The organism is Enterobacter cloacae complex sp. P16RS2, from assembly GCF_014982155.1.
Taxonomy (GTDB): domain Bacteria; phylum Pseudomonadota; class Gammaproteobacteria; order Enterobacterales; family Enterobacteriaceae; genus Enterobacter; species Enterobacter cloacae_M.
Window position 1 is genome coordinate 231232 of record NZ_JADCKW010000009.1, and the last position, 17300, is coordinate 248531.

Consider the following 17300-nt stretch of genomic DNA (forward strand, 5'->3'; position numbering starts at 1 on the left):
AATCTGTGATATAGGCCTTGCACGTGATGCGATTAACGTCTTCACTGTAGGTGAGAGGAGCTTTCGGGAGGTGAGTGTGGCAGAGCAGCTGGAGTTTTTCCCCATCCAGAGCCCGTGCCGGGGTATTTGTCAGGTCGATGAACGCGGATATTGCCGCGGGTGCATGCGTACCCGCGATGAGCGTTTTAACTGGCAAAACTTTAGCGACACGCAAAAGCAGGAGGTGTTACGCCTCTGCCGACAGCGTCTTCTGCGCAAAATACGCGCAAACAAAGCGGGTGAAACCGAAGAACCCCAGCAACCTTCACTTTTTTAACACGGTAATTGCGTATACTCATGACATTACGTCCTTGAGGAAAATGTTATGGTTCAGCGAATTACCCTTGCCCCCCAGGGGCCAGAATTCTCCCGTTTTGTCATGGGCTACTGGCGCCTGATGGACTGGAATATGTCCCCCCTCCAGCTGGCGAGCTTTATTGAAGAGCATCTTGATTTAGGCATCACCACGGTCGATCATGCGGATATTTACGGTGGCTACCAGTGCGAGGCCGCCTTCGGCGAGGCGCTCAAGCTGGTTCCAGCCCTGCGCGATCGCATGGAGATCGTCACGAAGTGTGGGATTGCCACCACGGCAAAACCTGAACACGCCCTCGGTCATTACATCACCGACAGCGCGCATATCATCAAGAGCGCCGAGCAGTCGCTGGTCAATCTGGCGACCGATCGTATCGACCTGCTGTTAATCCACCGCCCCGACCCGCTGATGGATGCCGATGAGGTGGCGGAAGCCTTCCTGAACCTGCATCAGAGTGGGAAAGTACGTCACTTCGGCGTCTCTAACTTTACCCCGGCACAGTTTGCGCTGCTTCAGTCTCGTCTGCCGTTTACTCTGGCCACCAACCAGGTTGAGATCTCCCCAGTACACCAGCCGCTGCTGCTGGACGGTACGCTCGATCAACTACAGCAGCTGCGCATTCGCCCGATGGCGTGGTCCTGCCTGGGGGGCGGACGCTTGTTTAATGATGATGAATTCCAGCCGCTGCGCAACGAGCTTGAAACCATCGCCCGCGAACTGAACGCGGAGAGCATCGAACAGGTTGTTTACGCATGGATCCTGCGCCTGCCGTCAAAACCTCTGCCTATTATCGGCTCCGGCAAAATAGAACGCGTGCGTTCTGCGCTGGCCGCTGAAGAGCTGGAGATGACCCGTCAGCAGTGGTTCCGCATCCGTAAGGCCGCGCTGGGTTACGACGTACCATAAACCGCCTGAAGGTGACTTTCCGGTGAAATCTTTGCCCCTGGTATACACTTAAGGGGCAAAAAATAACCCGCGGAGGTCATATGAAGCGTTTTGCTCTGGCACTGGTCACGCTGGTTGTTTGCGCAGGGGCGCAGGCAGCCAGTGACGAAGTGGAAATGAATCTCGTCACCCCACAGGGTGTGGGTCAGTCCATCGGAACGGTGAAAATCACTGAAACCGATAAAGGACTGGAGTTTGCCCCCAACCTCAAAGCTCTCCCTCCCGGCGAACATGGTTTCCATGTTCATGCCAAAGGCAGCTGTCAGCCAGCTTTAAAAGAAGGTAAACCGTCTGCTGCGGAAGCGGCAGGAGGCCACCTCGATCCGCAGCATTCCGGCAAACATGAAGGCCCGGATGGAATGGGGCATTTAGGCGATCTGCCAGTGCTGGTGGTGAATAACGACGGTAAAGCCACAGATCCCGTCGTCGCGCCGCGACTGAAAAAGCTGGATGAGGTGAAAGGCAAAGCGCTGATGATCCATGTCGGCGGCGACAATATGTCCGATCGGCCTAAACCGCTTGGCGGCGGCGGGGCACGCTATGCGTGCGGCGTGATCTGATCCCCAATCGTTCCCGGTGGCGGTGCCTGTTCCAGCTGCGAGAGCGAGCAGTGCAGGCGCCAGATTATCGAGGCCAAATCACGGGCTGCGGGCAGATGATGCTGTGCCAGCGTATCGCAGATCCGCTGCAGTTCATTCAGCGTGGCTTCGAGCGGCCGCTGCTGGACACCGCGCTCGCTCATCACATTGCGCAGCAGGGAGATGCAAACATCACGAACCTGCGACAGCGGATCGGAACGCGTTTCCCACGCGCGAAGCTGCCAGACCACGTGCGAGCAGTTCAACAGCACCACGCCCCAGCGCAGCAGCCAGCGCCGGGACAGCGCATCCTGGCTGTTATTCAGCTGGCTGACGTGATGATAGACCAGAGATTCATATTCGTTTTCGCTCAGATGCGGTTTACGGCTGAGCTGGTCGACAAACCCTCTGCGTAACTCCCGGATATGCCTGCGGCTCTTGCGTGCATCGGAGCCGGGACGTAACACCGCGAAAGCCAGCCACGCCAGCCCCACGCCGAGGATCTTTGCCAGGTTATCATTGAGAAAATCGGCGTAATCATAAACCGGTGGATTCGTCACGGAGATAAACGAGCCCATAAAGACAATCAGCTGTCCCCAGAGGCCCGCCAGCTTAGGCATTTGCAGCTTCAGAAGCTGCATGGTGGTTAACAGGGGAAACAGGAAAAGCAGGAATTGCCACAGATCGCTTATCTGCACCATCAGGCCAAACTTCACCACGAAGCTGAACAGCGACAGCAGCAACAGCGTGCGCAGCAGGAGCGTAAGCGAGTTGAACGGCGAGGCCGCTACGGAATAAAGCACGCAGCTGATGGCGGCAAGCGTCAGGGCTGCCGTACCGGACTCCCACTGCGTGGTAATGCTCCATGCCCCCACCAGCATCAGCGCGCAGAAGGTGCGAAAACCGCTCCACAGCGCTTCCAGATAGTCGGTATGGCGCGCAAGTGCCGGGCTGCCGGGGACGTTGAACTCCGTCAATGGGGTCGCGTTTTCGATGGCCGTAATCCAGCGGCTGCTGCGCAGGTACAGACGGCAGAAGTAATTCAGACGCTGCCAGAAGGCGCGATGGCGGTAGTCGTACTCATCAGCCGGAGCAAGCGGGGCGATAATCCGCGCTACGGTGTAAATGTCCGCATCCGGGCGCGCAAGGGCCGTGAGCAGAGTTTCAATCACGGCACGGGTGTATTCAGGCGGCGTTGGCCAGTTGAGCAGCATCCGGCGAAGGCTGGAGATGGCGCTGGTCATGCGCAGCTGCTGGTGCAGCAGATAGTTAAGAAGTGTGTTCTGGCGGCGAAAGCGGTAGTGGCTCCAGAACGCCTGAATGCGCAACAGATTCATCGTCAGGATCTGTCCGATAACCTTTTCATGCGCGAGGCGGATATCGTCGCTGGTATCCGGTTGCCACAGCAGGCTCGCGTGTTCCAGTAACCGGGTATGCATGGTTTTCAGCGCGGTGATGAGCGCGGTGCCGTCGGATGTGCTGGGGAGGAGCATCATCATGAAGCCGCCGCTGAGGATCCCGACAATCACTTCACAAACGCGCGCCTGGGCAATATCCCACAGCTCGGTGGTGTCGAGCACGTTAACCACCGGAAAGGCGATGATGGCGGCGGTATAGCCCGCCAGCTGGAACGCGTAGGCGACGTTATTGGTAAAATGGGCGCAGGCCCAGGTACAGCACCCCAGCCATGCGGCCATGCTCAGCAGGAACAGCCACGGATCGTTCAGCGTATGGCCGGCGATAATTAACGCCGCGGTGGCACCCAGCAGGCTGCCTGCGATGCGGCCAAGACTTTTACTGATCACCCCGCCGACCGTCGGAAAACTGACCACCGCCGCAGACGTCATCGCCCAGTAGGGCTCATCCAGGTTCAGGTAATAAGCCACAGTTAGCGCAAGACACATGGCAATGCCGTTACGCAGAGCGTAGCGCCACTGGGGACGCGTCGCTTTCATCCACGGCGTGTTTTGCCAGGAGAGACCCTGCAGCTTCATCACCGGTTGCCGATGGAGACAGTGCAGGTGGTGCCGGACACAAGGGTAATGTCCTGCGGTAAACGGTCAAACTCCACGCGAACCGGAACGCGCTGGGCCAGACGCACCCAGGGGACGTTCGGCTTTATGTCCGGCACCAGCCCTGAATCCGTTTCAACGCTTTGATCGTAAATGGCGCGGCCAATGCTGGATACGTGACCCTGTAACTTCTGCGAGCCGCTGTAAAGCGTTATTGCGGCTGGCGAACCCTTGCGAATATGTCGAAGCTTGGTCTCTTCGAAATAGCCCACGACGTAGAAGGAGTGGCTGTCGACGAGGGCGAATATCGGTTGTCCGGTGGTGGCATAATTCCCCACGCGGGCCGAGAGGTTGGTCACCCATCCATCAACAGGTGCCGTAATCACGGTTTGGGTCAGTTGCCACTGCGCCTGCTTCAACGTCGCCTCCGCCACGTTGACGTTAGCCTGCATCGCCTTAACGTTGATATTGGCGGTGTCTAAATCTTCCGCTGAGATGTAGTTTTGCGACAGGTGGCGGCGGCGGTTGGCCTCGTTGTTGGCCTTTGCCAGATCCGACTGGGCTTTAGCCAGCTGCGCCTGGGCGTTCAGGATCGCAATGTGGTACGGGGTGTCGTCGATGCGGAATAAAATGTCTCCCTTTTTGACGAACTGGTTATCCTTAACCAACAGCGTCGTAATACTTCCCGACACCTGAGGGGTAATGCTGACCTGTTCAGCACGAACTTTGCCGTCACGCGTCCAGGGCGACTGCATATAAAAATTCCACATCCACCAGCCCGCAACCAGCGCGAGGGCAAGGACAAACAGGGTGGAAAAGTACTTTAGCGTTTTCAGGGACATATTCACCACACAGTCAACACGGCAAGGCCCAGGCATACGGAAAGGGCAAACAGGGAAAGATCCATCAGCATGGGATGCCAGATTTCGCCGGAGTACATCCAGTCGCGAAGCAGACGATGGGCGATGAGCCAGAGGATAAAGCCCACCAGAACGGCCTTAAACAGAGGAGGAAAGTAGACTGACGCACCGAAGATCAGGTCCTGAAGGGGTAAACCCTCTGAGCGATGAAAAAACGTCACGGGCAGAAATCCTTTGCAGTGAACAGAATGCCGCGTTGGCTTGTCTTAGTATGATGAAGCATCATAATTCAGTGTAAGTCATACTTTTAAGTTCGATGAATGCAGTATTGCATTTGTTTTGGCAATACAAATGCTGCACACTATTCTAAAATCAGTATAATAACTTAGCAAGCTAATTATAAGGAGATGAAATTGGAATCGCCATTAGGTTCTGATCTGGCAAGGTTGGTACGCGTCTGGCGTGCTCTGATTGACCATCGCCTGAAACCTCTGGAACTCACACAGACGCATTGGGTCACGCTGCACAACATTCATCAGCTGCCGCCCGATCAGTCGCAAATACAACTGGCAAAAGCGATAGGGATTGAGCAACCGTCGCTGGTGCGCACGCTTGACCAGCTGGAAGAGAAGGGGTTGATCTCGCGGCAAACCTGCGCCAGCGATCGTCGCGCCAAGCGGATTAAACTTACAGAGAAAGCGACTCCCATCATTACTGAGATGGAAGCCGTGATTACCAAAACGCGGGGTGAAATCCTCTCGGGTGTTTCTCCGGCGGAGCTTGAAATGCTCATCAGCCTTATTGGCCGCCTGGAACAAAACATCCATGAGCTGCAGTCGCGCGACTGACAAACAACAAGGCCTTGCAGCAGCAAGGCCTTTTTTTATTTAAAGACCACCACGCGGTTACGGCCGGTCTCCTTCGCTTCATACATCGCTTTGTCGGCATTTTCCACGCACGTTTCTGCGGCTACTGCGGCTGACGTCGCCGTAAACACCCCCATGCTGATGGTGATCGGCTCCGGTAGTTGACCGCCGCTGCTGGCGTTATCGAAGCTGCTCAGATTTAACCGAATTCGTTCCGCCACCTGGTACGCCGCGTCTGATGAGGTGTTGGCCAGCATCAGAACAAACTCCTCACCACCGATACGGGCCGCGATGTCCTGGGGGCGCACGGAATCCATCAGCAGATTAGCAACAAACTGCAGGACCTTGTCGCCCTGAAGATGCCCGTAGGTGTCGTTGATACGCTTGAAGCGATCGAGATCGCTGACGATGACGGAAACCGGACGGCTGGGTTTGGCGATATCCAGCGCCTGCTTTAATGATTCATAAAAATAACTGCGGTTATACAGGCGCGTGAGCGGGTCGCGAATTGAGTTCTGATAGGACTGCTCATACTTTATGTGCGAGTCGCGATACAGCCTGAAAACATCGTAGAGCAGAACAAAAATGATCAGCAGCGTGGCGACAGTTTCAAATAATCGCGCGCGGTACCAGGATATCCCTTCGACATGTCCACACGCTACCAGCATTGAGAGCGTGACGATATAGCAGACGCACAGAAAATTACCGCCCACCCAGAATAAATTGCGTATACGCGTAATAAACATCAGCGTGGCTAATGTGACCACCCAGAGTGCAATCAATGCAATATTAATAAAGTGGCTCCAGAGAACCATAAACTCACGAGTTTCATTATCCACAAGATCGATGGATAAAAAGGAAGAATGACTGGAATACATCCAGGCCACCCCGACGACAAAGGCGGTAAAGAGAAACTCGGCGCTGACAATAGCGATATGCGCCAGCCGTGAAAGGGGACAATTGCGCGTGGTAAAGAGTATTGCCGAAACGATAAAAAGCACCGCGATTAGGAGATGGCGGAACATATAGAAGATCATCGCATCGTTGTAGTTCACCACATTGAACTGATAGAGATCCAGCCAGGCGGGAAAGCTGGACAGCGTTCCGACCATCAGCGATGCCGACCCGGCAAAGGCAAAGGCGATTGCAAGCAGATACAACCGTCTTTTGTCACACCAGTATTTCATTGTCATAAAACAGGCAATAAACAGGTGAAACACGAGAAGAAAAATAGTGAGCGTAGGGAATAAAAGCGGTGAAAAGGACGGAACCCATTCAACGAGTTTTAAAAACAGCGCGTGTAATATCCCGATTACAAAAAGGCAACCGAGACAGAACGCGATATAACGGCTCTTTTGGGAGAGACAATTCGCAAGCATAGATTTTTACAAATTTATAATGAATAAAGAGATGCGAAGAGTTTAATCAATTAGCGCGCTAAATACTTTGCGCAGAAACAATATATGCCGTGGTAAATAATAGGCGTGGTGAATATATTTTGTAAATATATTTGTGGGAGTGATATATATTGTAAATGGATGTGGCACGATGGCCACATCCATTTTTAATTAACGTGGAGAAACGGTCACCTGACTACCGTTGCTTGCCAGCACAACGCGCTGGCCTGCAGAGAAGCGAGTGCTGCCTTGTTTCTGAACAACCATGATGGTGCTGCCATCATCTTTACGGATTTCCAGCTCTACACCTTGGGTTTTGTTCATCGCACCCTGAACGCCCTGGCCTGCTACACCACCGGCAACAGCGCCTGCTGCGGTCGCCAGAGAACGGCCTGTACCACCGCCGACGGTATTACCCAGGAAACCACCCAGAACGGCACCGCCGATTGCACCCATCACGTTGTTTTCATCACCGCCCTGAATTTGTACAGGACGAGCGTTAACAACGGTGCCGTAAGTCACGTTCTGAACCTGTTTTGCTTCAGACGCGCTGTAAACGTCGCCAGAAAGTGAACTGTCATTCACACAGCCAGCCAGAGTTAAACCAATCAGCGAAACGCCCAGTACACGTAAAATCATTTGAATCTCCTGTTCACCAAAAACGCCCGATTGGGGGCATCCGTTATGGCTAAATTATATGGCATAAGGGGCCATAGTTCATATCTTTGCACTAACAATAAGAAAATTGTACTTGAATTTGACTTAACGAGACATAAACAGGATCCGCCCGTGTTACCCGTCTGACATTGTTAAAAAATATTATCGCCGGATGGCAAAGCTGCGCCGTTTATGGTTGAGTGGATATCCTTAGCCCACGCAACGTAAGGAAAGCGCATGAAATCGGGTCGCTACATTGGTGTGATGTCAGGTACCAGTCTGGATGGGGTAGATGTCGTTCTGGCCGCCATTGACGAAAACATGGTGGCGCAGCAGGCGAGCCTGACCTGGCCAATCCCCATTTCACTGAAAGAGGATATTCTGAGTATCTGTCAGGGGCAGCAGCTGACCCTTTCCCAGCTTGGACAACTTGATGTTCGCCTGGGGGCGCTGTTTGCGGATGCGGTGCAGGCTTTGATGCAAAAAGAACATCTTCGCCCGCAGGATGTGGTCGCTATCGGATGTCACGGACAAACGGTCTGGCATGAGCCCATCGGAGAGGCCCCGCATACTCTGCAAATCGGCGATAACAACCAGATTGTGGCGAAGACGGGCGTGACGGTGGTTGGCGATTTCCGTCGTCGCGATATCGCCCTTGGCGGGCAGGGCGCGCCGCTGGTACCCGCGTTCCATCAGGCGTTACTGGCGCACCCTTCAGAACGGCGTATGGTGCTCAACATTGGTGGGATTGCCAACCTGTCGATGCTCATCCCGGGGCAGCCCGTACGCGGCTATGATACCGGCCCGGGCAATATGTTAATGGATGCCTGGATCTGGCGGCAGTGCGGACAACCGTATGATAAAAACGCGGAGTGGGCTAGCGGGGGGAAAGTGATTATTCCGCTGCTGCAGTCGATGCTGAGCGATCCTTATTTTGCCTTGCCGGCCCCTAAGAGCACGGGGCGTGAATACTTCAACCTGGGCTGGCTTGAGCGTCAGCTGGCGCCATTCCCGGCGCTCGCACCGCGAGATATCCAGGCGACGCTTGCCGAGCTGACGGCCGTGTCGATCTCCGAACAGGTTCTGCTCAGCGGCGGATGTGAACGCCTGCTGGTGTGCGGCGGAGGAAGCCGCAACCCGCTGGTGATGGCGCGTCTTGCGGGGCTACTGCCGGGTACTGAAGTGACCACGACCGATGAGGCCGGCATCAGCGGTGATGATATGGAGGCGCTGGCCTTCGCCTGGCTTGCCTGGCGCACCATTGCGGGACTGCCGGGCAACTTGCCGTCGGTAACCGGCGCGCGCGAGGCGAGCGTCCTCGGGGCGATTTTCCCGGCAAATCCTCGTCATAATCAGAGTTAACTGAAATTCAGCGCGGCGCGTCGTCGTTAGAATGGAACGAAACAGGAGGGCAGCCATGCCCTCCAGGACCAGGAAAGTCTTCGGAATACGCCCATGAAAAAACTTCTTCTTATTGCCGCTCCTTTGTTGCTGTCAGGATGCAGCGTCTACAACCAGCTCCTTGAGCGCATGCAGACCGATACGCTGGAGTATCGCTGTGACGAAAAACCGCTGACCGTAAAGCTGAACAATCCACGCCAGGAAGCCAGTTTTGTTTATGACAATAAATTGCTGACGCTGAAGCAGGGGATGTCAGCCTCCGGTGCGCGTTATTCCGACGGTATCTACGTCTTCTGGTCGAAAGGCGACAGCGCCACGGTCTACAAACGCGACCGCATTGTGCTGAACAATTGCCAGCTCGAAAATCCGAAGCGTTGAGATTTTTACAGGGGCGGCGCACAATAGCGCCACCCACTCTCAATGTCAGCTAACGCCATGTCAGATAACGACGAACTGCAGCAAATTGCGCATCTGCGCCGTGAATACACTAAAGGCGGCCTGCGTCGCCAGGATCTTCCCGCTGAACCCCTCGTGCTTTTTGAACGCTGGCTGAAACAGGCCTGCGAAGCGAAACTCGCCGACCCCACGGCCATGGTCGTCGCAACGGTGGATGAAAACGGTCAACCGTATCAGCGCATCGTATTGCTCAAGCATTATGACGAGAAAGGGCTGGTGTTCTATACCAACCTCGGCAGCCGCAAGGCGCACCATTTAGAAAACAATCCGCGTATTAGCCTGCTGTTCCCCTGGCACATGCTGGAACGTCAGGTAATGGTCACCGGCAAAGCGGAACGTCTCTCGACGCTGGAAGTGGTGAAGTATTTCCACAGCCGCCCGCGCGACAGCCAGATTGGCGCCTGGGTATCAAAACAGTCCAGCCGAATTTCTGCCCGCGGCGTGCTGGAAAGTAAATTCCTGGAGCTGAAACAGAAGTTCCAGCAGGGGGAAATTCCTCTGCCAAGTTTCTGGGGCGGGTTCCGCATCCCGGTTGAGCAAATAGAGTTCTGGCAGGGGGGCGAACATCGCCTGCACGACCGCTTTTTATACCAGCGCGAGAATGGCGGCTGGAAAATCGACAGACTGGCACCGTAATCCCCGAAATTTGTTGATTTAAGCGCTAGCGCACACCGCGCTTGCGCTTTATTCTATGTTCCTTTCGCATCAGGCGAAAAGTCGTGTACCGGCAAAGGTGCAGTCGTTTATACATGGAGAATTTGATGGCAAGCAGTAACTTGATTAAACAATTGCAAGAGCGGGGCCTCGTGGCCCAGGTGACGGACGAGGAAGCGTTAGCAGAGCGACTGGCGCAAGGCCCGATCGCGCTCTATTGCGGCTTCGATCCCACCGCTGACAGCTTGCATTTGGGGCATCTTGTTCCATTGTTATGCCTGAAACGCTTCCAGATGGCGGGCCATAAGCCTGTTGCCCTGGTGGGTGGCGCGACCGGCCTGATTGGTGACCCAAGCTTTAAAGCCGCTGAGCGTAAACTGAATACCGAAGATACCGTGCAGGAGTGGGTAGATAAGATCCGCAAACAGGTTGCACCGTTCCTCGACTTCAACTGTGGTGATAACTCTGCCATTGCCGCGAACAACTACGACTGGTTTGGCAGCATGAACGTGCTGACCTTCCTGCGCGACATCGGCAAGCACTTCTCTGTTAACCAGATGATTAACAAAGAGGCGGTGAAGCAGCGTCTGAACCGTGACGACCAGGGTATCTCCTTTACCGAGTTCTCCTACAACCTGCTGCAGGGTTATGACTTTGCCTGCCTGAACAAGCTGCACGGCGTTTCCCTGCAGATTGGCGGTTCCGATCAGTGGGGTAACATCACCTCCGGTATCGACCTGACCCGTCGTCTGCACCAGAACCAGGTCTTTGGTCTGACCGTTCCGCTGATCACCAAAGCCGACGGCACCAAATTCGGTAAAACCGAAGGCGGCGCGGTGTGGCTCGATCCGAAGAAAACCAGCCCGTACAAGTTCTACCAGTTCTGGATCAACACGGCGGATGCCGATGTTTACCGCTTCCTGAAGTTCTTCACCTTTATGGACATTGAAGAGATCAACGCGCTGGAAGAAGAAGACAAGAACAGCGGTAAAGCACCGCGCGCTCAGTACGTGCTGGCGGACGAAGTGACTAAACTGGTTCACGGTGAAGAAGGTCTGGCCGCGGCAAAACGCATTACCGCAAGCCTGTTCAACGGTACCCTGAGCGATTTGAGCGAAGCGGACTTCGAACAGCTGGCGCAGGACGGTGTGCCGATGGTTGAGATGGAAAAAGGGGCTGACCTGATGCAGGCGCTGGTGGACTCCGAGCTCCAGCCTTCGCGCGGTCAGGCGCGTAAAACCATCGCGTCTAACGCTATCACCATCAACGGTGAGAAACAGGCCGACCCGGAATACACCTTCGTTGACGGTGACCGTCTGTATGGCCGCTACACGCTGCTGCGTCGCGGTAAGAAAAACTACTGCCTTGTCTGCTGGAAATAATTAACAGTCTCCAGGGGCGTGGGAAACCACGCCCCTTTTGTTTTTTCAGGGTTTGGTAAGAAAAAAATGAAGAACATCCTCGCCATTCAGTCCCACGTTGTTTTTGGACACGCTGGCAATAGCGCCGCGGAATTCCCGATGCGTCGCCTCGGCGTCAACGTCTGGCCCCTTAATACCGTACAGTTCTCTAACCACACGCAATACGGCAAATGGACCGGCTGCGTAATGCCGCCTTCGCACCTCAGCGAGGTTGTGCAGGGGATTGCCGATATCGACCAGCTTAAACGCTGTGACGCCGTGCTGAGCGGCTACCTCGGCTCAGCGGAGCAGGGGGAGCATATCCTCGGTATCGTACGCCAGGTGAAAGCCGCAAACCCGGCGGCAAAATACTTCTGCGACCCCGTTATGGGCCACCCGGAGAAAGGCTGCATCGTGGCGCCTGGCGTTGCAGAGTTTCACGTCCGCCACGCGCTGCCCGCCAGCGATATCATTGCGCCAAACCTGGTCGAACTCGAAATTCTCTGCGAGCATCCGGTTAATAGCGTTGAAGAGGCGGTAAGCGCGTCTCGTGAGCTGATCGCTCAGGGGCCGGAAGTTGTGCTGGTAAAACACCTTGCGCGCGCAGGGCTGAGTCAGGACCGTTTTGAGATGCTTCTGGTGACGAAAGATGACGCCTGGCATATCAGCCGCCCGCTGGTTGATTTCGGCCTGCGCCAGCCGGTTGGGGTCGGGGATGTCACCAGCGGTCTGCTGCTGGTGAAATTGCTGCAGGGGGCGACGATACGCGACGCGCTGGAGCACGTTACCGCGGCGGTGTACGAAATCATGATTGCGACGAAAGAGATGCAGGAATATGAACTGCAGGTGATTGCGGCACAGGATCGTATCGCGAAGCCGGAGCACTATTTCAGCGCAACCCGGTTATAGCCGGCCAAAACGTGTAGGCCGGGTAAGCGTTGGCGCCACCCGGCAACACAGGCCGCTCGGTTAGTTCAACCCTTCCGCTTTCAGCGCCGCAGCCACTGCAGGACGCTCTGCCACGCGTTTCATATACGATGCAATATGGTCTAACCCTTCCAGGTTCAGCTTAACCGCGCGCGCCCAGCGCAGCACGGTAAACAGATAAGCATCGGCAATCGTGAAGCGCGAACCACAAATCCACTGTTCGTCTTTCAGCGATTCGTTAACGTACTGCAGCTTTTTCTCAAGAAGCGCACGCAGGGTCGGCTTAAACTCTTCTGGGGTATCCGGGCGGAACAGGGGAGTAAAGCCTTTGTGCAGTTCGGTCGCAATGTAGTTCAGCCATTCCAGCGTCTTATAGCGAGAAATGGTACTGACCGGTGCCAGCAGCTGACGATCGGGTACGCTATCGGCCAGGAACTGCATTATCGCGACGCCTTCGGTCAGCAGAGTACCGTCATCCAGCAGGAGAGCCGGAACTTGTCCCTTGGGGTTAATGGCAAGAAAATCATCGCCATTTTCCAGACGCTTTTTCATCAGATCAACGCCATCCAGCGTGAAATCTTTGCCGCTCTCGCGCAGGGTGATATGGGAAGCAAGAGAGCACGCGCCCGGTTTGTAGAACAGTTTCATCGGTAACTCCTTTTTGCTGAGGTTTCAGCTATGTTAGTGCGCCAACGGACAAAAAAAAAGCCGCTAATATGCATTAGCGGCTCGTCGTTTCTCAATAATCTTACGCGGTAGCGGTTTTGGTCGCTTCAGCCGTCTTGTCGTCGTCCTGAGTCATACGATTCAGTTTCGGCGCGGTCAGCAGCATCAGAACTGCAATAACCGCAGTAGCGATACCAATCTGCATGAACACGGTGCCGTAGACGTTCAGGGAGACCAGTGGGTCAGTGACGTTTTCAGGCACAGCCATCAGGTTCGCTATTTTACCCGCAATGATTGCCGCACCGGCAGTGGTCAGGAACCAGCTACCCATAATGAAGCCCATCAGACGCTGAGGAACCAGCTGTGCAACCATCGCCAGACCCAGACCGGAGATCATCAACTCACCGATAGACTGTAGCGCGTAGCTCAGGATCAGCCAGTTAACGGACACGATACCCGCGTCGGTGGCAAATTTGGTACCCAGCGGCAGCACCAGGAACGCGCCGGAGCACAGCACCATACCGATCGCAAACTTGTGCGGCATTGGCAGACGGTCGCCCATCTTGTTATAGATAGCGGCCAGAATCGGGCTACCAATCATGATCCAGAACGGGTTCAGCGCCTGATACTGTTCCGGTTCGAACGCGATGCCCAGAATTGAGTGCTCAACGTTACGAATGGCGAAGAAGTTCAGTGAGGTTGGCATCTGGCTATACAGCACGAAGAAGATAATCGCTTCCAGCATCAGAATGAACGCCACAATCATCTTGCGACGGGCAGCACCCTGCATGGCGAACGCTTCTTTCGCAAAGATAACCACGATACCCAGCGCAACCACGCCCAGAACGGCACGAGCGATACCCTGGTTGTGCAGCAGCCAGGTGGCGATTGCCGCGAGGACAACAACGCCCACGATGGTGGCCAGCAGTTTGCCCATATGCACAGGCTCGAAGTCAGGTTTTGAACCGTAGTCTTTAACCCAGCTGCGGCAGAACAGGAAGTTCACCACGGTGATCAGCATACCCACGAAGCTCAGCGCAAACGCCACGCTCCAGCCGAATTTCGCCGCGAGCCAAGGGGTTGCCAGCATCGAGAAGAACGAACCGATGTTGATGGACATGTAGTACATGGTAAATGCACCGTCCAGACGCGGATCGTCTTTGCTGTAGCAGGTAGAGAGCAGGGAGGACGGGTTTGCTTTGAACAGACCGTTACCGACGGCAATCGTCGCCATACCCATATACACGACAGCGGCATCGTGCCCTGACCATGCAACCAGACCATAGCCAATCGCCAGGACAATGGCGCCCAGCATGATGACACGTTTAGTCCCGAGGACTTTATCACCCAGCCAGCCGCCAATTGCGACCAGACCGTACACCAGAGCACTAAAGGAAGAGAACAGCGTGATGGAATCGGCTTCGGACATACCCAGCTGTTTTACCAGGTAAACCGCCATGATCCCTTGCAGGCCGTAATAACCAAAACGCTCCCATAACTCGATAGAGAAGATGAGATAGAACGCTTTAGGCTGTTTAAAAGCGTTAAGACTTACGCTTTCATCTGTTGGTTTATTGTTTGCAGTAGACACATATACCTCTTTTTTTACATCCCATATTAACGGGGGTGTTCATAGCGTGATGGCCGTCGTCCATACGCCTTATAGTTATATTGGGAGGAGAAACGGCGGGTAATGTTCACTATCCTGCCCCATCTGGCAATACGTTTGTAATAATCTGTTACATATATCTGAAGTGGTATAATCGTCGGTTCATATAAATGTTATTCAGCGTTAAATTTCATACGATGATTAAAGGTAGTTTTTTCGACTGGCACTAACCCACTTCAACCGGCCTTTGGCGATATGTTCTGCTATTTGCCGCTTGGCGCAGTGATATAGCCCATATTCTGAAAAATAGCTGGTCTTATCTTCGGTGATAGAAGGAGAGTATCTTGTCAGACAATGGGTTTAGGCGGGTTTTGACAACAAAAATTCAACATGAAGTTATCAGGGTGATCGCGATCACAGATGTATAGAAATTTTTGGCTATGAAAAAAGTATTAACCTGTTTGAGCGTTAAACAACCGAACAAGTGACAGGTCAGAGGGAACGAAAGACGGACAAATAACGGCCAAAAGAAGGGTGTCTGGTAGCCCTTCTTTTATTAAGGGATTGTGACGATCAGGGATACACTTTTTCTTTGTATTCGCAGAGATCTTCAATAATGCAGGAGCCGCAGCGAGGCTTACGGGCAATACAGGTATAGCGACCGTGCAGAATCAGCCAGTGATGGCAATCAACCTTAAATTCGGCCGGAACCACCTTTAACAGCTTCTCTTCGACCTGCTCAACATTTTTCCCCGGCGCGAAGTTAGTCCGGTTAGACACGCGGAAAATATGCGTATCCACGGCGATGGTCGGCCAGCCAAACGCGGTGTTGAGCACCACGTTCGCAGTCTTACGCCCCACGCCCGGTAAGGCTTCCAGCGCGGCGCGATCTTCCGGTACTTCGCCCCCGTGCTGTTCAAGCAGGATCCGGCAGGTCTTAATGACGTTCTCGGCTTTGCTGTTAAACAGGCCGATGGTTTTGATATAGGACTTCACGCCTTCCACGCCCAGCTCCAGCATGGCTTTTGGCGTATTGGCGACCGGATAGAGCAGGGCAGTGGCTTTATTGACGCTTACATCGGTCGCCTGCGCAGAGAGCAACACCGCGATCAGCAGCTCAAACGGGGAGGTAAAGTTCAGCTCCGTCGTCGGATGCGGGTTCTCGTCCCGCAGACGGGTCAGGATCGCAATGCGCTTTTCTTTATTCATGAAGCCTTCTCGGGTGTTCCTTCCAGAACGCTACGCTCAGCCGCGCGGCGCTTACGTTTCTCATCAATCAGGTATTTTATCGCCAGCATCATGCCAAGGCCAATAAACGCGCCAGGGGGCAGCATTGCCAGCAGGAATGGCGTATCGGTGTGGAACACTTCAACGCGCAACGCTTTGGCCCAGCCGCCCAGCAGCGCATCTGCGCCGTCAAACAGCGTACCGTTACCGAGGATCTCGCGCAGCGAGCCCAGCACGAACATGGCGCAGGTGGCACCCATTCCAATGGAAAAACCATCCAGCGCCGACATGGCGGGGCTGTTTTTCACCGCGAACGCTTCCGCACGGCCAACGACGATACAGTTGGTGACGATAAGGGGAATAAAGATCCCAAGCGACTGGTACAGGCCGAATGCGTAAGCGTTGATGAGCATTTGTACGACGCTAACAACAGACGCAATGATCATGACGTAAATCGGAATACGAATTTCCGACGGCGTCCAGCGGCGCAGGGCGGAGATGGAGAGGTTGGTCAGGGTCAGCACCAGCGTGGTTGCCAGACCCAGACCGAGCGCGTTGGTGGCGGTGGACGTTACCGCCAGCAGTGGGCACATCCCCAGAAGCTGGACCAGCGCGGAGTTGTTCTTCCACAACCCCTGGACAATAACCTCTTTAACCTGGCTCATGATTACTCCCCACAGGCCGGAAGATTGTTGATTTGCGCGGGCAGCGTTTCGGCATACAGCCCGGCTCGTTTTACGGCGTTCACCACGGCGCGCGGCGTGATGGTTGCGCCGGTGAACTGGTCGAACTCGCCGCCATCTTTCTTCACCGCAAACGCGGTATCCCCTTCGCCATGGATAACTTTACCGGCGAAGTGCAAAATCCAGTCGCTCAGACGGGTTTCAATTTTATCGCCCAGGCCCGGCGTTTCATGATGCTGCGTCACGCGGGTACCCAGTATTGTGCCGGAGAAATCGCTGCCGACGAGCAGTTGAATGGCGCCGGAATAGCCGTCGGGCGCCGTCGCTTCCATCACCGCGCCTACCGGTTTATCCCCTTTGCGGGCAATAAAGAGGCGGTGAGAGCCTTTCCCAAGCTGCGGTGCGTCTACCACAAAGCAGCTCTTTTGCAGGTCATTATCGTAGAAATCTGATGGGATCACCTGATCGAACAGCGCCTTTTGCTGCTTTGAAGCCTGCTCTTCGATGGTCGTTTTGGTTAACGAGTTAACCAGGGCCGTCAGCCCGGTCAGGACCGCGGCGAAGACAGCCAGCGTGACGCCGTGTTTTTGCATCGTTTTTAACATGG

General features: G+C 54.7%; 19 protein-coding genes. 9 read left to right on the forward strand and 10 right to left on the reverse strand.

Features of this window, described 5'->3' with window-relative positions; all coding sequences use genetic code 11:
• Positions 1-76: 76 nt before the first annotated feature.
• From INF68_RS06150 to sodC, 3 genes are all read left to right on the forward strand, one after another.
• Positions 77-316 (forward strand): DUF1289 domain-containing protein, encoded by a 240-nt coding sequence (locus INF68_RS06150; RefSeq protein WP_008500587.1) that lies wholly within the window; start codon positions 77-79, stop codon positions 314-316.
• A gap of 48 nt (positions 317-364) precedes the next feature.
• Positions 365-1261 carry an aldo/keto reductase family oxidoreductase gene (locus INF68_RS06155; RefSeq protein WP_045401379.1) on the forward strand — a complete coding sequence of 299 codons (897 nt, stop codon included), beginning with the start codon at positions 365-367 and terminating at the stop codon, positions 1259-1261.
• Between the two features lie 80 nt (positions 1262-1341).
• On the forward strand, positions 1342-1860 hold the full coding sequence (gene sodC, locus INF68_RS06160) for a superoxide dismutase [Cu-Zn] SodC (protein ID WP_045887807.1): 519 nt from the start codon (positions 1342-1344) through the stop codon (positions 1858-1860).
• Here the strand turns inward: sodC and INF68_RS06165 are convergent.
• From INF68_RS06165 to INF68_RS06175, 3 genes are read right to left on the reverse strand one after another with little or no spacing between them, the layout of a single operon-like run.
• Entirely contained in the window at positions 1839-3872 is a 2034-nt protein-coding gene (locus tag INF68_RS06165; protein WP_126786147.1) for an FUSC family protein, read from the reverse strand. The genes sodC and INF68_RS06165 overlap by 22 nt on opposite strands.
• On the reverse strand, positions 3872-4732 hold the full coding sequence (locus INF68_RS06170) for an HlyD family secretion protein (protein WP_109844371.1): 861 nt from the start codon (positions 4730-4732) through the stop codon (positions 3872-3874). The genes INF68_RS06165 and INF68_RS06170 overlap by 1 nt, the downstream gene beginning before the upstream one ends.
• A gap of 2 nt (positions 4733-4734) precedes the next feature.
• Positions 4735-4971, reverse strand: coding sequence for a DUF1656 domain-containing protein (locus INF68_RS06175; protein WP_032657739.1), 237 nt, complete (start codon positions 4969-4971; stop codon positions 4735-4737).
• 186 nt (positions 4972-5157) lie between these two features.
• Here INF68_RS06175 and slyA point away from each other — a divergent pair, with 186 nt between their 5' ends.
• Complete coding sequence (gene slyA, locus INF68_RS06180; RefSeq protein ID WP_109844369.1) at positions 5158-5598, forward strand: transcriptional regulator SlyA; 441 nt, start codon at positions 5158-5160, stop codon at positions 5596-5598.
• A 35-nt stretch (positions 5599-5633) separates the two neighbouring features.
• On the opposite strand, the gene INF68_RS06185 is transcribed toward slyA, so the two are convergent.
• Both INF68_RS06185 and slyB read right to left on the reverse strand, forming a co-directional pair.
• The gene (locus INF68_RS06185; RefSeq protein WP_126786145.1) at positions 5634-6995 is read right to left on the reverse strand and encodes a GGDEF domain-containing protein; all 1362 of its coding nucleotides are present in this window, start codon (positions 6993-6995) and stop codon (positions 5634-5636) included.
• 189 nt (positions 6996-7184) lie between these two features.
• Positions 7185-7652, reverse strand: a complete 468-nt coding sequence (slyB, locus tag INF68_RS06190) for an outer membrane lipoprotein SlyB (RefSeq protein ID WP_008500578.1) — start codon at positions 7650-7652, stop codon at positions 7185-7187.
• A 255-nt stretch (positions 7653-7907) separates the two neighbouring features.
• Between slyB and anmK the strand changes: the two genes are divergently transcribed.
• From anmK to pdxY, 5 genes are all read left to right on the forward strand, one after another.
• Positions 7908-9032, forward strand: coding sequence for an anhydro-N-acetylmuramic acid kinase (anmK, locus tag INF68_RS06195; protein ID WP_126786144.1), 1125 nt, complete (start codon positions 7908-7910; stop codon positions 9030-9032).
• Positions 9033-9125: 93 nt separating this feature from the next.
• Positions 9126-9449: a C-type lysozyme inhibitor gene (gene mliC, locus INF68_RS06200; protein ID WP_023311369.1), complete on the forward strand. Its 324-nt coding sequence runs from the start codon at positions 9126-9128 to the stop codon at positions 9447-9449.
• A gap of 57 nt (positions 9450-9506) precedes the next feature.
• The gene (gene pdxH, locus INF68_RS06205; RefSeq protein WP_126786143.1) at positions 9507-10163 is read left to right on the forward strand and encodes a pyridoxamine 5'-phosphate oxidase; all 657 of its coding nucleotides are present in this window, start codon (positions 9507-9509) and stop codon (positions 10161-10163) included.
• A gap of 125 nt (positions 10164-10288) precedes the next feature.
• A complete protein-coding gene (tyrS, locus tag INF68_RS06210; protein ID WP_047648003.1) occupies positions 10289-11563 on the forward strand; it encodes a tyrosine--tRNA ligase in 1275 nt (424 codons plus the stop codon).
• A 66-nt stretch (positions 11564-11629) separates the two neighbouring features.
• The gene (gene pdxY / locus INF68_RS06215) at positions 11630-12490 is read left to right on the forward strand and encodes a pyridoxal kinase PdxY (RefSeq protein ID WP_193525280.1); all 861 of its coding nucleotides are present in this window, start codon (positions 11630-11632) and stop codon (positions 12488-12490) included.
• A gap of 60 nt (positions 12491-12550) precedes the next feature.
• Here pdxY and gstA read toward each other — a convergent pair whose 3' ends face one another.
• The 5 genes from gstA to rsxG all read right to left on the reverse strand — a co-directional run bounded on the left by gstA (position 12551) and on the right by rsxG (position 17298).
• Positions 12551-13156, reverse strand: coding sequence for a glutathione transferase GstA (gstA, locus tag INF68_RS06220; protein WP_048977464.1), 606 nt, complete (start codon positions 13154-13156; stop codon positions 12551-12553).
• A gap of 100 nt (positions 13157-13256) precedes the next feature.
• On the reverse strand, positions 13257-14765 hold the full coding sequence (gene dtpA, locus INF68_RS06225; RefSeq protein WP_023311373.1) for a dipeptide/tripeptide permease DtpA: 1509 nt from the start codon (positions 14763-14765) through the stop codon (positions 13257-13259).
• 591 nt (positions 14766-15356) lie between these two features.
• On the reverse strand, positions 15357-15992 hold the full coding sequence (gene nth / locus INF68_RS06230; RefSeq protein WP_008500570.1) for an endonuclease III: 636 nt from the start codon (positions 15990-15992) through the stop codon (positions 15357-15359).
• On the reverse strand, positions 15989-16675 hold the full coding sequence (locus INF68_RS06235; RefSeq protein WP_023311374.1) for an electron transport complex subunit E: 687 nt from the start codon (positions 16673-16675) through the stop codon (positions 15989-15991). Before INF68_RS06235 ends, nth begins: the two co-directional genes overlap by 4 nt.
• 2 nt (positions 16676-16677) lie before the next feature.
• Positions 16678-17298 (reverse strand): electron transport complex subunit RsxG, encoded by a 621-nt coding sequence (gene rsxG, locus INF68_RS06240; RefSeq protein ID WP_023311375.1) that lies wholly within the window; start codon positions 17296-17298, stop codon positions 16678-16680.
• Positions 17299-17300 lie beyond the last annotated feature (2 nt).

Bases quoted from the DNA above. Each gene is read 5' to 3' on its own strand.
- INF68_RS06155 (WP_045401379.1), top strand. From the start codon at position 365: ATGGTTCAGCGAATTACCCTTGCCCCCCAGGGGCCAGAATTCTCCCGT.
- sodC (WP_045887807.1), top strand. From the start codon at position 1,342: ATGAAGCGTTTTGCTCTGGCACTGGTCACGCTGGTTGTTTGCGCAGGG.
- INF68_RS06165 (WP_126786147.1), bottom strand. From the start codon at position 3,872: ATGAAGCTGCAGGGTCTCTCCTGGCAAAACACGCCGTGGATGAAAGCG.
- INF68_RS06170 (WP_109844371.1), bottom strand. From the start codon at position 4,732: ATGTCCCTGAAAACGCTAAAGTACTTTTCCACCCTGTTTGTCCTTGCC.
- slyA (WP_109844369.1), top strand. From the start codon at position 5,158: ATGAAATTGGAATCGCCATTAGGTTCTGATCTGGCAAGGTTGGTACGC.
- INF68_RS06185 (WP_126786145.1), bottom strand. From the start codon at position 6,995: ATGCTTGCGAATTGTCTCTCCCAAAAGAGCCGTTATATCGCGTTCTGT.
- slyB (WP_008500578.1), bottom strand. From the start codon at position 7,652: ATGATTTTACGTGTACTGGGCGTTTCGCTGATTGGTTTAACTCTGGCT.
- anmK (WP_126786144.1), top strand. From the start codon at position 7,908: ATGAAATCGGGTCGCTACATTGGTGTGATGTCAGGTACCAGTCTGGAT.
- mliC (WP_023311369.1), top strand. From the start codon at position 9,126: ATGAAAAAACTTCTTCTTATTGCCGCTCCTTTGTTGCTGTCAGGATGC.
- pdxH (WP_126786143.1), top strand. From the start codon at position 9,507: ATGTCAGATAACGACGAACTGCAGCAAATTGCGCATCTGCGCCGTGAA.
- tyrS (WP_047648003.1), top strand. From the start codon at position 10,289: ATGGCAAGCAGTAACTTGATTAAACAATTGCAAGAGCGGGGCCTCGTG.
- pdxY (WP_193525280.1), top strand. From the start codon at position 11,630: ATGAAGAACATCCTCGCCATTCAGTCCCACGTTGTTTTTGGACACGCT.
- gstA (WP_048977464.1), bottom strand. From the start codon at position 13,156: ATGAAACTGTTCTACAAACCGGGCGCGTGCTCTCTTGCTTCCCATATC.
- nth (WP_008500570.1), bottom strand. From the start codon at position 15,992: ATGAATAAAGAAAAGCGCATTGCGATCCTGACCCGTCTGCGGGACGAG.
- INF68_RS06235 (WP_023311374.1), bottom strand. From the start codon at position 16,675: ATGAGCCAGGTTAAAGAGGTTATTGTCCAGGGGTTGTGGAAGAACAAC.
- rsxG (WP_023311375.1), bottom strand. From the start codon at position 17,298: ATGTTAAAAACGATGCAAAAACACGGCGTCACGCTGGCTGTCTTCGCC.